The following is a 14,039-nucleotide window of genomic DNA, read 5'->3' as shown; positions in this document are numbered from 1 at the left end:
TCAGATCACCAATGCTGCGTCGCGGTTCCGGATCGCGCGCAGCAGGCTGAAGGCGGTGGTTGCCGAAGTTCCGGGCGTTGCCGAGGGTTTCGCGGTCACCGCGAACGACATCTCGGCCGCCTCGGATGCGACGGTATAGGCGTGGCTGTTGCCGGTCGCAGCCGGGTCCGCGATCAGTCGCGCGTCGGTTTCGTCAAACCCCAGCCCGGCCAGCGCCAGTGTCGCGGCAACATTGGCGTTCTTGGGAAACCGCAACGCCGCCTCGCGGGCGGTGCCCTCGAACAGCAGCCTGGGGCGCGTCAGGGCCTCCAGGTCATGCCCTTCGGCTGCCGGGCTTCCGGCCCAGGCGCGGGGCGGTTTGGTCCCGGTATAGGTCACCGAATGCAGGGTGGATTTCGGCAAGGCGGCCACCATGTCCAGCCCGCCGAGCGCGCCTGCGGGGATCAGCAATTGCGCGCCCTTCTGCGGGGCGGCCCGAAACCTGTCCTCGGTCTCGGGATCCGCGAGCGCGCCGACAGAGGCAAGCAGGACTGACATCCCGTCGGCGAGAAGGGCCGGGGCATAGCTGCGCGCGGCGGCATGTCCTGCCGCCTCCACCACCAGATCCGGCGCGAAGTCGCGCAGTGCGTCCAGGGTGCCAAGGGCGGAAACCTCTGGGGCGGTCGCACCCTGCCGTGTCAGCGCGGCCATGGTGGCGGGCTGCGCGCCCTCCCTCAGTCCGGCAGCGACGGCGCGGTTGATTGCGCCGAGCCCGATGAAGGCGATCCTCATCCGTTGCGATCTGGAATGTTGAGGCCGGTCTGCACGGCAGGGCGGGCGAGAAACCGGTCCAGATAGGCGACGAGGTTCTTGTGTTCGGACCAGCCCAGAAGCTCGCGCGTGCCGTAAAACTCGAGCGCGCGGAGCCAGGGAGCGATCGCGATATCGGCGATGGAATATGTGCCTGCGATCCAGTCCTTGCCCTCCAGAGCCCCTTCGAGAACGGCGAGGAGCCGTTTGGCCTCGGCGATGTAGCGCTCTCGCGGGCGGGGGTCCTCGATCTCGCTGCCTGCGAATTTCACGAAATAGCCCAGCTGACCCAGCATCGGCCCGAGCCCGCCCATCTGAAACATCAGCCATTGCGTGATCACGGCTTTCTCTGCCGGGCTGTTGCCGATCAGCTTGCCGGTCTTCTCGCCGAGATAGAGCAGGATGGCTCCCGATTCGAAAAGTGCGACGGGGCCGTCCGGGCCATCGGGATCGATGATGGCCGGGATCTTGTTATTGGGGTTGAGCGAGAGGAACTCCGGGCTTTTCACATCCGCGTCCGAGAGGGTCACCTTATGTGGCTCATAGGGCAGGCCGAGCTCTTCGAGCGCGATCGAGACCTTGATCCCGTTCGGTGTCGGGAAGGAGTAGAGCTGCAGCACCCCGGGGTTTTCAGCGGGCCATTTTCGGGTGATCGGAAAGTCAGAGAGGTCGGTCATCGGGGGCTCCTTCGGCGTTGTTCTGCACAGGTAAGCCAGATGCAGTAGGAAAACAGGGGACCGGCTGTTAACCTCGCCGCGCAGACCATGTGCACCCATGCAGGGGCCGTGTCTGGGTCAAGAGTATTCAAGGAGAGCTTTGCGCAATGCTCAACGAGTTCAAGGAATTTATCGCCAAGGGCAATGTCATGGACATGGCCGTCGGGATCATTATCGGCGCGGCCTTCACGGCCATTGTCACATCACTGGTTCAGGACCTTATTAACCCGATTATCAGCCTGTTTACCGGAGGTTTGGATTTCTCCGGGCTCGGGATCGCCCTGACCGAGGGTGAAGAGGCGGCCATCTTCGCCTATGGCAACTTCATCATGGCCGTGATCAATTTTCTGATCATTGCCTGGGTCGTGTTTCTTCTTGTGAAGATGGTGAACCGGGTGAAAACCATGGCGGAAGAGCCCAAGGAGGAGGCCCCCGCCGAGGACCCGGGCCCCACGGAAAAAGAGCTGCTGATGCAGATCCGGGATGCGCTCGCCAAGTCCTGAGGCGGCGCTAACCCGATAGAAATCTCTCTCCATCATGCTTGTCGCAAGGACAGGTGTGATGGATCTGGTTTACGCGTATATTCGGGACTTGCTGGCGGCGCCGTTCAATATGAACCTGCGGATATCGCTGGTGTATCTTGGCTGCACGCTATGTCTGGCGGCGTCGATCTGGCTCTGGCGTGGGCGACCGGGGGGCTTTCTGGCATGGCTCTTGCCGGCCAAGGTCTATCGTCACCGCTCCAACCTTCTGGATATCAAGCTGTTTTTTACCAATCGGCTGGTCGATGTTTCTGGTTTGGCCGGGGCGTTGTTCTTTCCGCCACTGGTGGCGAGCGGGGTGCTCAGCCTGTGGGCGGATTTTGCTGGCTATGCGCCGCCGCCCGAAAGCTGGCTTCGCGTGCTGGCCGCCACCGTGATCATCGTGATGGCTTCGGATTTCTGCAAGTATTGGGCGCATCGATGGCACCATGAATGGCCGATCCTCTGGCCGTTCCATGCGGTTCATCATTCAGCCGAGGTGCTGACGCCGCTCACCGTGATGCGCGCGCATCCGGTGGAGACATTGCTGCGCAACCTGCTGATGACATTGATCGTGGGGCTGGTGCAGGCGGTTGTGCTGATCGTTCTGCTCGGGCGGATCGATATCGTGACCATTGGCGGGGCGAATGCGCTCTACGTGGTGTTCAACGCCCTGGGGGCGAACCTGCGGCACAGCCATATCTGGCTGAGCTATGGGCGCGTGATGGAGCATGTGTTCATCTCTCCGGCGCAGCATCAGATCCACCACTCCATGGCTGTCGAGCATCACGACAGGAATTACGGATCGATCTTCGCCCTGTGGGACTGGGCCTTTGGCACGCTCTACATCCCCGAACGGCAGGAGGATCTCACTTTCGGGATCTCGGAGGCTGACGGTACTCCCATTCCGCAACCACATCGGACGCTCGGCGCAGCGTTGGTCGGGCCTTTCCGCAACAGCTTCGCCGTGCTGCGGGAGAAATCTCCCGAAGCCTCGAGACAGGCATTGGATCCGTGACCAGTCCTGCACCGGGGGGTATGACGCCGGGGTTCTCTCTCTGGCTGGATCTGTTGCGCGCGGGCGCGGCGCTGACGGTGCTCTTGGGGCATATGGCGCATCTCCGGTTCACCCGGGGCGATTACTATGTCCTGCGCGAGTGGAACGTGGCGAGCGACGCGGTGATCGTTTTTTTCGTGCTTTCGGGCCTTGTGATCGCCGCGGCGGCGGCGCGTGACGGCAGTCTCGGGCGGTTTGCCTTCAAGCGGGTCACGCGCATCTATGGGGTCCTGATCCCGGCCTTGCTGCTGACGGTGGTTTTCGATGCCCTGGGGCGCTGGGTCGATCCCGCTGCCTATCAGGCCCCGTTTTTTGAGCCTGTCTCCGGCGCTGATATGCTGTTGCGCGGGCTCACCGTGACGAGCGAATGGCAAGGGCTCTGGCCGCGTTTGCGGCTCGGCAGCAATGGCCCTTTGTGGTCCCTCAGTTATGAGGTTGCCTTTTACATGCTGTTCGCCACTTGCGTGTTTCTGCACGGGCTGGTGCGGGTGATCCTCGTGCTTTTGCTGGGTCTTCTCGCTGGACTTCCGATTCTCGCGCTGTTGCCGTGCTGGTGGCTCGGCGTCCTGGTATGGTGGCGGATGGACCAGAAGGCTGCCCCATCCCTCAGTATGGCCTGGCTTTGCGCGATTGGAGGCCCGGTTTGCGCGCTGGTGCTGAAGATCTCGGGCCTGCCGGACCTGTTATCCCAACGAACGGCAGAGGCGCTCGCACCGTTCAACCATCATCTTGTGCTGGGCTATTCGGACGAGGCGCTTTGGAGCTTTGTGCTCGCGAGCTGCATCGCGCTGCATCTTTGGGGGGTCTACGGATTGGCGTCCCGGCGCCCCAGTCTAGAGCAGACCGCCCATGCGCGCGCCATTCGCTGGATCGCTGGCGGCAGTTTTTCGATCTATGTGGTGCATTATCCGAGCCTGCATTTGCTCGACGCGGTCCTGCCGAATGACCTGCCGGGTCATGATCTGTGGATGTTCGGGCTAACGCTGACCATCTGCTTCGCCTTTGCCCGCATGTTCGAGCGCCCGCTTGCCTGGCAACGGGGCTGGCTCATCGGTGTCTGGCAGCGCCTCTCGCCGGGGGCGGCGGCGGCCAAGCTTGAGATGGAATAAGGGCGGCGCAGGGTCTGCACCGCCCGTTCTTGGTTCGTTGCCGCGGCAAGCGTGGGCTCAAGCGGCGAGCAGTTCCGCTTCGGTGACCGGAAGGCCGAGCGCTTCGCCCACGGCGCGGTAGGTCAGCTTGCCCGCATGCACGTTCAGACCGGCCCGCAGGTGGGGGTCGGCGGCGATGGCCGCGCGCCAGCCCTTGTCGGCAATGTCGAGCATGTAGGGCAGGGTCGCGTTGCCGAGCGCGATGGTCGAGGTCCGGGCCACGGCGCCGGGCATGTTCGCCACGCAGTAATGCATGATCCCGTCCACATCATAGATCGGATCCTGGTGGGTGGTTGCGCGCGAGGTCTCGAAGCAGCCGCCCTGATCGATGGCGACATCGACGATGGCCGCCCCGGGCTTCATGCTGCCGAGCTGCGCACGGCTGACGAGCTTGGGGGCCGCGGCCCCGGGCACCAGCACCGCGCCGATCACCATATCGGCGCTGGCCACCAGTTCGGCCGTCGCGGCGGAGGAGGCGTAGCGGTTCGCAAACGTGCGGCCATGCACCTCGTCGAGGTAGCGCAGACGCGTGAGCGAGCGGTCAAGAACGGTCACTTTCGCGCCCATCCCGGCGGCCACGCGCGCGGCATGGGTTCCCACGACCCCGCCGCCGATTACGACCACTTCGGCCGCGCCAACCCCGGGCACGCCGCCCATCAGAACACCGCGGCCCCCATTGGCCTTCTGCAGGGTCCAGGCCCCCACCTGCGGGGCGAGACGACCGGCCACTTCGGACATCGGCGCGAGCAGCGGCAGCGTGCCGTCCGGCGCGGTCACGGTCTCGTAGGCGATGGCGGTCACGCCGGAGGCCAGCAGGTCACGGGTCTGGTCGGGATCGGGTGCCAGGTGGAGATAGGTGAAGAGGACCTGACCCTCGCGCAGCATGGCGCGCTCGATGGCCTGAGGCTCTTTCACTTTCACGATCATATCCGCGGTTGCGAAGATCTCGGCGGCTGTGTCGAGGATCGCAGCGCCCGCGGCCACGTAATCGGTATCGTCGAAGCCTGCGCCAACACCGGCACCGGCCTGCACGACGACCTCATGGCCATGGGCGATGGCCTCGGCGGCGGCGGCGGGCGTCAGACCGACGCGATATTCCTGGGGTTTGATTTCTGTCGGGCAACCGATGCGCATGAGAGCCTCCCTCGTGAGATGTGAACGCGATGGACCGAAGCTGTCACGGTTTGTCCGGGAATGCTTTGAAAAGTGATGTGTGAAACCGTTCCGATGTGATAGAATGTTGCGCAATTACGAAAATTCTGGGAAAATTTTGCAAGATGACTGTCCTTGACGACAAGGATCTCCGAATCCTCGCGGCCCTTCAGACCTCCGGGCGTATGTCCAATGCGGAGCTCTCTGATCTGGCGCATCTGTCGCCCTCGGCCTGTCATCGCCGTGTGGCCCGAATGGAGGCAGCGGGTGTGATCCGGGACTATGTCGCGTTGCTGGATCCCCCTGCCGTGGATCGCAAGACGACCGTATTTGTCGAAGTGACCCTGTCGGGGCAGGCCGATGAGGTCCTCGCGGCCTTTGAAAAGGCGGTGCAAACCGTGCCGGAGGTGCTGGAATGCCATCTGATGGCGGGCAAGGCGGACTACCTTCTGAAGGTCGTGGCGCAGGATACGGAGGCCTTTGCCGCGCTCCATCGCAGCCGTTTGGCCACTTTGCCCGGCGTCGCACAGATCCAGTCCAGCTTTGCCCTGCGCACCGTGTTCAAGACGACGGCGCTCCCGCTCTAGAGCTTCTGCGGGGGCTGAACGGTCGGCGCCCCATCCCTGGTCCGTCCACGGCCTGGTCTCAGGTAGGATGCGCCGGGCGAGACCGACCCGAAACCGACCCGACCCGGTGGATTTTGCATTTTCCTGACAGTTTCTTGCAAAGCGCTCACGCATTGCGCGCCCATTGCCGATCCAATGGCGGCATCAAAACTGGAGGACTATATGCGCACAGTCTTATTGACCGCTTTGCTTTGCCTGGGCAGTGCTGCCCTTGCTGATCAACCGACCCCGCGCGAGATGATGATCGAGGATCATGGCACCCATAACCCCGAGGAGCTGTCCCTGCGCGGCGCGCTGGCCCGGCTCAAGATCGGCGAGGCCACCCCTATGGACAGTGCGCTCGGCTATGGCGCAGCCAAGGCCGGCCTGCATGAGGAGGCCCGCGCGCTGTTCGAGGACAGTGCCGCGCGGGGCAATGTGCAGGGCATGACCTGGCTCAGCTGGATGGAGGATAACGGGCTTGCCGGGCCCGAGAACCCGCAAGCCGCCGCCGAGTGGGATCGCCGCGCCGCCGAGCTTGGCAGCGAGGTCGCCATGTTCAATTACGGGCTCGATCTCCTGCGGGGGCGTGGTGTGCCCCGCGACGAGGCCGAGGGGCGTCGGGTGATTGCACGGGCCGCCGAGCTGGGCGAGCCCTCGGCACAGCATCTGATCGACAATGATTACGATCTCGACAGTGTCACGCCCGATGCGGATGCCTGGAAATACGCGCCGCATCTCTTCTGAGCGGCCCCTGAAAAACAACAAACCCCCGGGCAAGGCCTCGGGGGTCGTCGTTTTCAGCGAAAGCTGAGCGAGTTGGGCTTAGAGCCCCCCTTCGCGCTGGGCTTTCTTGCGTGCGAGTTTACGGGCACGGCGAATGGCCTCGGCCTTCTCGCGTGCTTTCTTCTCGGAGGGCTTTTCGTAATGTTGCTTGAGCTTCATTTCCCGAAACACACCCTCGCGCTGCAGCTTCTTCTTGAGAGCCCGCAGTGCCTGATCGACGTTGTTGTCGCGTACGCTGACCTGCATGTGGTTGTCACCACCTTCCTAAGTTTGTGTTGCGTCAGATTGCAGGAGGTGGCCGTATAGCAAGGGCTGGGCTAGATGTCCAGCATGCCTGATCGCCCGTTGATCCGCCGCCGTTGGAGACCCTGATGACCGATACCCGTACCACCCCGGAATTGCGTGACGCGCTGCTCGATGCCGCGCTGATCCATGTGGCGTTCGATGGCTGGTCGCCTGCGACCTTCGAGGCGGCCTGCGCCGATGCCGGGGTTGAGCCCGGTCTGGCCGAGAGTCTTTACCCCCGCCGCCATGTGGACCTGGCGCTGGCATTTCATGCCCGGGGGGATGCCGAAATGGTCGCCCGTCTCCGGCGCGAGCCGCTGGACGGGTTGCGGTTTCGCGACAAGGTCGCGGCGGCCGTGCGCTATCGTCTCGAGGCGGTAGACGACAAGGAGGCCGTGCGCCGGGGCACGACCCTCTTTGCGCTGCCGCAATACGCGGCGGATGGGGCGAAGGCGATCTGGGGGACCTGCGATCTGATCTGGGACACCCTTGGGGACAGTTCCAATGATTTCAACTGGTACTCCAAGCGCGCGACGCTGGCCGGGGTCTATGGCGCGACGGTGCTCTACTGGCTGGGGGACAGCTCCGAAGGGGATGCGGCCACCTGGGCCTTCCTTGACCGCCGGATTGACGATGTGATGAAAATCGAAGAGGTCAAAGGGGCCGTGAACAAGAACCCGCTGCTGCGCGGTCTGATGAGCGGCCCCAACTGGGTGCTGAGCCAGATCAAGCCGCCCTCGAAACTGCCCCGCGCGGATCTTCCCGGATCCTACCGGCCGAAATAGGACGACCCTCATGGACCTGCCCCAGACGATGCGCGCCGTAGAGATCACGGAACCCGGCGGACCCGAGGTTCTGCGCCCCTGTGAGCGGCCCGTGCCCGTGCCCGGGGCTGGTCAGATCCTGATCAAGGTGGCTTTTGCCGGGGTGAACCGCCCCGACGCGTTGCAGCGTGCGGGCAGCTATGCGCCGCCCCCGACGGCGAGCGATCTGCCGGGGCTGGAGGTTTCGGGTACGGTCGTGGCCACGGGCCCGGATGTGGCGCGCTGGGCCGAGGGCGATGCGGTCTGCGCGCTGACCCCGGGCGGTGGGTATGCGGAATACGTGGTGTGCCCTGCCGCCCACGCCCTGCCGATCCCTGAGGGCATGCCCATGGATCAGGCGGCAGCGCTCTGTGAAAACCATTACACGGTCTGGTCCAATGTGGTGACACGCGGCGGTTTGGTCGGGGGTGAGCGGTTTCTGGTCCATGGCGGCTCGTCCGGCATCGGGACCGTGGCGATCCAGCTGGCCCATGCCCGCGGGGCCCGGGTCTTTGCCACCGCCGGCTCGGCGGAGAAATGCGCGGCCTGCACCGAGCTCGGGGCAGAGCGCGCGATCAACTATCGCGAGGAGGATTTCGTGCCAATCCTCAAGGCCGAGGGGGGCGCGGATGTGATCCTCGATATGGTCGGCGGCGACTACATCCTCCGCAACCTCAAGAGCCTGGCTGAGGATGGCCGCCTCGTGCAGATCGCGTTTCTGCAGGGGCCGAAGATGGCGGTGAACTTTGCGCCGCTGATGATGCGGCGGCTGACGATCACCGGGTCGACCCTGAGACCTCAGTCGGATCTGGCAAAGGCCCGGATCGCCGAGGATCTGGAGCGGGAGGTCTGGCCGCTTTTGTCCTCGGGGCGCATCAAGGTGGTGATGGACAGCACCTTCACGCTGGAGGATGCCGAGCAGGCGCATGCGCGGATGGAAAGCTCGGCCCATATCGGAAAGATCGTGCTGTCGGTCTGATCCGGCGGGCGGAGGCGCCTATGGTGGGGGGCGGAGCCTCCGGCGGGGATATTTGGAGACTTAAGAGATCCGGTGCCGCGTGAGAGCCCGCGCGGCCCGCGACGGTGAGGTCGCGGGCCGGACGCTTGCGGTCATTCGGCTGCGATCTTGAGCGCGACGGACCCGCTGGGCGCGTCCGCGGCCTCGGCCCCCGAGGCCGCCCTGGATCTCCGGGGGCGGATGAGGGCGAAGAGCGGTGGGGTAAAATAGAAGCTCACCACGGTCGACAGCAGCACCCCTCCGGCCACCGCCATGGCGAAAGGCGGCCAGAACCCTCCGCCGGCAAGGATCAGCGGCAGGAACCCCCCGAAGGTGGTCAGCGTCGTCGACAGGATATGGCGCGAGCCGTTCATCACGACTTGAGCCATGGCGTCGCGATCCCCGGCCGCCGCCGCTTTATCCTGTTGCAAACCGGTCAGGATGATGATCGCTGCGTTGATGGACACCCCGATGGAGCCGATCACCCCGATGATCGCCGTGATGCCGAACGGGTATTGGAACACCGCCAGGGACAGGATGCTGAGCCCGGCGGACAGCACGGCCACCACCATGGTCACCGCCGAAAGCCGGAAGGAGCCGAAGGTCAGCACGATCGTTGCAAGCGACAGGGTCACGATCAGGCCAAGCGGCGCCATCAGCCGGTTCACCGTGTCGTTGCGTGCATCCGCGTCCCCGCCAATCGCGAGGTCGTACCCGGCCGGAAGGGCGAACCCGGCCGCATCGATGGCCGCCTGCGCGCGGACCAGCGCCTCTTGTGGCAACAGATCGGGCGCGATGAAGGCCTGCACCGTGTTCACCCGTGTCCCGTCGCGCCGCGCGATGGGGCTGTCCGAGGGCACGAGCGCGATTTCTGCGATGGCGGATAGGGGGAACGCGGGCAGGGTCTGGCTCTGACGGCCGGTCCCCGGTGGTGGTACGATGAGCATCTGTGAAATCCGCTCCAGATCGTCCCGCGTTCCCGCCCCCAGCTGCACCCTCACGGGGAGCTGTTCTGATGCCTCGATCAGGGACCCGCCGGTCACGCCATCAAGGCCTGTCTGCAACTGGCGCGCGACATCGGCGAGGCTGAGCCCGGCGAGCTGGGCTGCGGCCTCATCCACATCGACCTGAACCTTGGGCGCGCCGCCTTCGTAGCTCGCGCGCACGGTCGTGATCCCTTCGACACCCAGCAGAATGGCGCGCAGCCGTTCCCCCTCGGCGCGCAGCACCTCAAGCGTTGGGCCCTCGAGCCGAAACTCCACCGGGGCATCCACGGGCGGGCCCTGTATCAGGCCGCGCACGAGGATACGGGCCTCGGGATAGGCTTCGGTCAGGCGGGTTTGCAACGGCTCCAGAAGCGCGGCCGTATCATCCGGCGATCGCGTGGTGATCAGCGCCTGGGCAAAGCTCGGCTCGCTCTGGCGGGAGCCTACGATATTGTAATAGAAGGCGGGCGCGCTTTCCCCGAGGGTCCAGGCAACTCGGGTGATCCCGTCCGTGGCGCGCAGCTCGGCATCCATCGCCTCGACCAGGTCATGGGTCTCGGACAGGGCCGTGCCCTTGGCCAGATCCACTTCGATATGAAACTGGTCGCGATCCACGCCCGGGAAGAACTGCGCCGTCAGGGTGGGAAAGCTGACAAAGCCCATCACTGGCAGGACCAGCGCGAGCGCGACCGACCGGATCGGGTTGTGCACGGACCAGCGCAGGCTTGCGTGGAACACCCGGCCCGGCAGCCCCGAGGGCAGCCCCGCGCCCCGCCCGCCCTCGGGCAGGAGCCAGCCCGCAAGGGCCGGGGTGATGGTCAGGGCGATGATGAAGGACCAGACCAGCATCAGCACCACGGCAATCGCAATTGCGCCAACGAAATCCCCCGCCCCGCCGGGCAGCAGGATCATCGGCACGAAGCTCAGCGCCGTGGTCACGGTCGAGGCCAGAAGCGGCGCGGCCAGACGGCGGATCGCCGTATCCACGGCCTCTAGCCGGGTGGCCCCCTTGGCGAGGCGTTGGCGAATGTCGTCGGTCATCACGATCGCCGCATCGACCAGCAGCCCCAGCGCCACGATCAGGCCGGTCACGCTCATCTGGTGGATCGGCAGGCCGATGAAGTTCATCGAGGCAATCGTCGCGAGGCTCACCAGGGGCAGGACTGCGGCCACGATCAGTGCTGCCCGCACTCCGAGCGTCACCAGCAGCACCAGCACCACGAGGCCAACGCCGATGGCCATGTTCACGGCGACCTCGGTCAGCCGGTCCGCCGTATAGACGGCCTGATCGAAGAGTTGTTCGACCACGAGGGAATTCGGCAGGAGCGTTTCAAAATCCGCGACCTCCTCCTGCACCCAGCCCATCCAGACATCGATCTGCAGCCCTTCATTGGCCTGCACGCCAAGAAGCACGGCGTCCTGGCCATCAACCAGTGCGAGGGCCGCAGCGGGCGTGCGCGGCGTGCGCGAGATTTCGGCCACGTCGCCCAGCCGGGTCACCTGTCCTTCGGCGCCGGTGACCAGCACGATCTGGCGCAGGCGGTCCAGCGCCTCGATATCGCCCTGCACGTCGAGCAGGATGTCGGTGCTGCCACTGACCAGCCGCCCGGACTGGACCTTGGCGTCGGCGCGCTGCACCGCGCCCGAGATGGCCTCTGGCGTCAGTCCGAGGGCGGCGATCCGGGCCGGATCCAGAGTGACGAGGACCTCTTCTTCGGGGGTGCCGAAGCTCTCGACGCTTTTGGTGCCGGGCACATTGCGCAGGCGTTCGGCCAATTCCTCGGCGGTGCGGGCGAGGACCGCGGGGTTGGCGGGCTCGGCGCTGGGCTTGACCGCAAAGATCGCGCCAAAGGCGGCGATTCCGTCGCTATCGAATTCCGGCGGCAATGCGCCGCCGGGGAAGGTGCGGGCGACATCTGTGACGCCGTCGCGGGCCTTGGACCAGATCTCTTCGATCTTGGCGGGGTCCGTGGTCTCGTTCAGCTCGAGGCTGATCACCGAGATCCCCGTGGCCGAGGTGGAGGAGATCGTGTTCATATCCGCTAGGGTGCGCATCTCCTCCTCGAGGGGCTGCGAGATCAGCGCCTCGATCCGGCTGGGCTCGGCCCCCGGGTAGAGGGTCGTGATGGTGGCGTTGAGGTTGGTGATGGTCGGGTCTTCCTGCCGTCCGAGGGACAGGAAGGCCGAGGCCCCGGCCGAGATGATCACCAGCAGCGCAAGGATCACCAGTCGCGGGTTGCGAAAGGGGAGGGTGAACATGGCTCAGCCCTCCGCCGCTATGGGGGTCACGCGCTGGCCGGGGGCCACGCGGTGGGCGCCCGCAGGCACATAGCGCGCGCCATGGGGGAAGGTTCCGGCGACAAAGGCCCGGCTGCCCGTGGCGTGCAGAACCTCGACCGATTCCCGACGCAGGGTGTTGCTGTCATCCAGCAGGTAGAGCGTCCAGAGGCCCTGGATCCCCTCGCTCAGCGCCGAGAGCGGAACCCAGGCTCCGGTTCCGGGCACCTCGCGGGCAAGCTCCAGCGAGACCAGCGTGCCCGAGGGCGCAGGCTGGTCGAGGGTAAAGAGCACGGCGCGGGTCCGGGTCGCCGGGTCGAGATCCGGGCGCAACCGGTCCAGCCGCGCCGTGCCGGTGCCCCGGGGCAGGGTCACAGTGACTTCGGTCTGCGGGGGCAGGGCGCTGGCCAGAGCATCGGGCAGGCCGACGCGCAGATGGGGCGCATCGGTTTCCTCCAGCCGCAGCACCGGCGTGCCGCTGCCAAGGCGCGCGCCCTCGTCCCGCAGCCGGTCCGACACCGTGCCCGGGAAGGGTGCGGTGATCTCGGATTTCGTCAGGGCGATGTCGATGGTCAGCAGGGCCGCGTCGAGCTGGGCGATCTCCGCCTCGGCTTCGGCAAGCCGGAAGCGGGCCTCATCCGCGCGCTGGGTCGAGGAGAAATCCGAGGCGGCCAGCCGTTTCTGCCGCTCGGCGGTCAGCTTGGCGAGATCCCGGCGGGCAATGGCGGCGTCCCGGGCGGCGCTCTGGGCGGCCCGCTCTGCCTGCAGGCTGCGAATGTCGAGCCGTGCCAGCACGTCGCCCGTGACCACCCGGTCGCCCTCATCCACCAGCACCTCCGCCAGAGTGCCGCCGGTCTCAAATCCCAAATCCGCGCTGCGGGCGGCCTCAACCTGCCCGGTAAAGGCGGCGGTGACCGCGTAGCTGTCCTGCACCACCAGCGGTGCGACCTCGACCGGCAGCACCGGGTCCTGCACCGGCGTGCTGTCCCCGGCTGCCCGTGCCGCGATCAACCCAGAGCCGCTCACCACCAGTCCCACGGCCAGCGCGATGGTCAGGCCCGTGCCGGTCAGGATCCCCAGGCGTCGCAGGGTGCGGCGCAGAAGGGACGGGCGGGGTGCGTCGTTGGAGGCGGGCGGGGCGGTGATGGCCATGGCGGGTTCCTTGCAGATGGGCGACAAAGAAGTTAGAAGGTCTTACATCCGTCCTATGTAGGGCGCGAGTGTTAGAAAGTCTAACATTAATTCTTCCCATGCGCGGCGCAGACCGGGCACAAGCGCGAAGGCGCTTGGAAAACAAGGCAGTTCGCTCGTGAAACAGGCAACGAAAGTGACGGGAAAGGCGGGGTACCATCACGGCGATCTCCGCCAGCAGCTTGTCACCGCGACTCGGGAACTGGTCGAGGAAAAGGGCCCCGAAGGCTTCTCGGTCTCCGAGGCCTGCCGCCGGGCCGGGGTCTCGACCGCGGCGCCCTATCGGCATTTTTCCGACAAGACGGATATGCTGGCGGCGGTGATCCTCGAAGGGATGACGCAGATGACCGCCGCGCTGCATGCGGCGGCGGCACCCTTCCCGCATGGTTCTGTCGAGGGGATCATCGCCTCGGGTGTCGCCTATGTGGATTTCGCCGAGGCCCATCCCGGGGTGTTCCGGGTGATGTTTTCCGAAGACTACAAGCGCGACGACCTCGAGGAGGCCGGGCAAGACTGCTATGCGGGCCTGTTGCTGCAGGTCGCGGCTTATCTCGGCAAGACCGAGGTGGACGAGGACGTTCTGAAGGCGTCTTTCCCGCTCTGGACCTTTGTCCATGGCATGTCTTTCCTGCGGATCGACGGCAAGGCAGAGTTTGCCAAGATGCAGACCCCGGTCGAGGATCTGGTGGCGGATGCCACGCGCCGGCTGCTGACCGGGCGTTGAGC

General features: G+C 65.6%; 14 protein-coding genes. 8 read left to right on the top strand and 6 right to left on the bottom strand.

The genetic code is table 11. The annotated features are described in order from the left end of the window. Window positions 1–771 (bottom strand): aspartate dehydrogenase, encoded by a 771-nt coding sequence (locus ACP15I_RS21240; RefSeq protein ID WP_424976586.1) that lies wholly within the window; start codon window positions 769–771, stop codon window positions 1–3. Beyond that, complete coding sequence (locus ACP15I_RS21235; protein ID WP_424976585.1) at window positions 768–1,466, bottom strand: glutathione S-transferase family protein; 699 nt, start codon at window positions 1,464–1,466, stop codon at window positions 768–770. Before ACP15I_RS21235 ends, ACP15I_RS21240 begins: the two co-directional genes overlap by 4 nt. Before the next feature lie 146 nt (window positions 1,467–1,612). On the opposite strand from ACP15I_RS21235, the gene mscL reads away from it, so the two are divergent. Genes mscL through ACP15I_RS21220 form a run of 3 tightly spaced genes read left to right on the top strand, consistent with a single transcriptional unit; the run spans window position 1,613 to window position 4,192 of the window. Next, window positions 1,613–2,008, top strand: a complete 396-nt coding sequence (mscL, locus tag ACP15I_RS21230; protein ID WP_424968718.1) for a large-conductance mechanosensitive channel protein MscL — start codon at window positions 1,613–1,615, stop codon at window positions 2,006–2,008. 58 nt (window positions 2,009–2,066) lie between these two features. Beyond that, a complete protein-coding gene (locus tag ACP15I_RS21225) occupies window positions 2,067–3,044 on the top strand; it encodes a sterol desaturase family protein (protein ID WP_424976584.1) in 978 nt (325 codons plus the stop codon). A gap of 20 nt (window positions 3,045–3,064) precedes the next feature. Next, window positions 3,065–4,192 carry an acyltransferase family protein gene (locus tag ACP15I_RS21220; RefSeq protein ID WP_424976583.1) on the top strand — a complete coding sequence of 376 codons (1,128 nt, stop codon included), beginning with the start codon at window positions 3,065–3,067 and terminating at the stop codon, window positions 4,190–4,192. A gap of 57 nt (window positions 4,193–4,249) precedes the next feature. On the opposite strand, the gene ald is transcribed toward ACP15I_RS21220, so the two are convergent. Continuing rightward, window positions 4,250–5,365, bottom strand: coding sequence for an alanine dehydrogenase (gene ald / locus ACP15I_RS21215; protein ID WP_424976582.1), 1,116 nt, complete (start codon window positions 5,363–5,365; stop codon window positions 4,250–4,252). A gap of 143 nt (window positions 5,366–5,508) precedes the next feature. On the opposite strand from ald, the gene ACP15I_RS21210 reads away from it, so the two are divergent. Both ACP15I_RS21210 and ACP15I_RS21205 read left to right on the top strand, forming a co-directional pair. Further along, window positions 5,509–5,970, top strand: a complete 462-nt coding sequence (locus tag ACP15I_RS21210; protein ID WP_424976581.1) for an Lrp/AsnC family transcriptional regulator — start codon at window positions 5,509–5,511, stop codon at window positions 5,968–5,970. Between the two features lie 201 nt (window positions 5,971–6,171). Continuing rightward, entirely contained in the window at window positions 6,172–6,735 is a 564-nt protein-coding gene (locus tag ACP15I_RS21205; RefSeq protein WP_424976580.1) for a tetratricopeptide repeat protein, read from the top strand. A gap of 78 nt (window positions 6,736–6,813) precedes the next feature. Here the strand turns inward: ACP15I_RS21205 and rpsU are convergent, their stop codons facing one another. Beyond that, window positions 6,814–7,020 carry a 30S ribosomal protein S21 gene (rpsU, locus tag ACP15I_RS21200; RefSeq protein ID WP_012176928.1) on the bottom strand — a complete coding sequence of 69 codons (207 nt, stop codon included), beginning with the start codon at window positions 7,018–7,020 and terminating at the stop codon, window positions 6,814–6,816. A gap of 125 nt (window positions 7,021–7,145) precedes the next feature. Here rpsU and ACP15I_RS21195 point away from each other — a divergent pair, with 125 nt between their 5' ends. Then, window positions 7,146–7,844 (top strand): COQ9 family protein, encoded by a 699-nt coding sequence (locus ACP15I_RS21195; protein WP_424968711.1) that lies wholly within the window; start codon window positions 7,146–7,148, stop codon window positions 7,842–7,844. A gap of 10 nt (window positions 7,845–7,854) precedes the next feature. Further along, window positions 7,855–8,841, top strand: coding sequence for an NAD(P)H-quinone oxidoreductase (locus ACP15I_RS21190; protein ID WP_424976579.1), 987 nt, complete (start codon window positions 7,855–7,857; stop codon window positions 8,839–8,841). Window positions 8,842–8,972: 131 nt separating this feature from the next. Here the strand turns inward: ACP15I_RS21190 and ACP15I_RS21185 are convergent, their stop codons facing one another. Then, window positions 8,973–12,104 carry an efflux RND transporter permease subunit gene (locus ACP15I_RS21185; RefSeq protein ID WP_424976578.1) on the bottom strand — a complete coding sequence of 1,044 codons (3,132 nt, stop codon included), beginning with the start codon at window positions 12,102–12,104 and terminating at the stop codon, window positions 8,973–8,975. A 3-nt stretch (window positions 12,105–12,107) separates the two neighbouring features. Next, window positions 12,108–13,274: an efflux RND transporter periplasmic adaptor subunit gene (locus tag ACP15I_RS21180; RefSeq protein ID WP_424976577.1), complete on the bottom strand. Its 1,167-nt coding sequence runs from the start codon at window positions 13,272–13,274 to the stop codon at window positions 12,108–12,110. Window positions 13,275–13,431: 157 nt separating this feature from the next. Here ACP15I_RS21180 and ACP15I_RS21175 point away from each other — a divergent pair, with 157 nt between their 5' ends. Next, complete coding sequence (locus tag ACP15I_RS21175) at window positions 13,432–14,037, top strand: TetR/AcrR family transcriptional regulator (protein ID WP_424968706.1); 606 nt, start codon at window positions 13,432–13,434, stop codon at window positions 14,035–14,037. Window positions 14,038–14,039 lie beyond the last annotated feature (2 nt).

The sequence above is a fragment of the Dinoroseobacter sp. S124A genome, from assembly GCF_049801015.1.
Taxonomy (GTDB): Bacteria; Pseudomonadota; Alphaproteobacteria; order Rhodobacterales; family Rhodobacteraceae; genus Dinoroseobacter.
This window is presented reverse-complemented; position numbering and strand designations above follow the sequence as displayed.

Bases quoted from the DNA above. Each gene is read 5' to 3' on its own strand.
- ACP15I_RS21190 (WP_424976579.1), top strand. From the start codon at position 7,855: ATGGACCTGCCCCAGACGATGCGCGCCGTAGAGATCACGGAACCCGGC.
- ald (WP_424976582.1), bottom strand. From the start codon at position 5,365: ATGCGCATCGGTTGCCCGACAGAAATCAAACCCCAGGAATATCGCGTC.
- ACP15I_RS21180 (WP_424976577.1), bottom strand. From the start codon at position 13,274: ATGGCCATCACCGCCCCGCCCGCCTCCAACGACGCACCCCGCCCGTCC.
- rpsU (WP_012176928.1), bottom strand. From the start codon at position 7,020: ATGCAGGTCAGCGTACGCGACAACAACGTCGATCAGGCACTGCGGGCT.
- ACP15I_RS21185 (WP_424976578.1), bottom strand. From the start codon at position 12,104: ATGTTCACCCTCCCCTTTCGCAACCCGCGACTGGTGATCCTTGCGCTG.
- ACP15I_RS21235 (WP_424976585.1), bottom strand. From the start codon at position 1,466: ATGACCGACCTCTCTGACTTTCCGATCACCCGAAAATGGCCCGCTGAA.
- ACP15I_RS21210 (WP_424976581.1), top strand. From the start codon at position 5,509: ATGACTGTCCTTGACGACAAGGATCTCCGAATCCTCGCGGCCCTTCAG.
- mscL (WP_424968718.1), top strand. From the start codon at position 1,613: ATGCTCAACGAGTTCAAGGAATTTATCGCCAAGGGCAATGTCATGGAC.
- ACP15I_RS21220 (WP_424976583.1), top strand. From the start codon at position 3,065: ATGACGCCGGGGTTCTCTCTCTGGCTGGATCTGTTGCGCGCGGGCGCG.
- ACP15I_RS21195 (WP_424968711.1), top strand. From the start codon at position 7,146: ATGACCGATACCCGTACCACCCCGGAATTGCGTGACGCGCTGCTCGAT.
- ACP15I_RS21205 (WP_424976580.1), top strand. From the start codon at position 6,172: ATGCGCACAGTCTTATTGACCGCTTTGCTTTGCCTGGGCAGTGCTGCC.
- ACP15I_RS21240 (WP_424976586.1), bottom strand. From the start codon at position 771: ATGAGGATCGCCTTCATCGGGCTCGGCGCAATCAACCGCGCCGTCGCT.
- ACP15I_RS21225 (WP_424976584.1), top strand. From the start codon at position 2,067: ATGGATCTGGTTTACGCGTATATTCGGGACTTGCTGGCGGCGCCGTTC.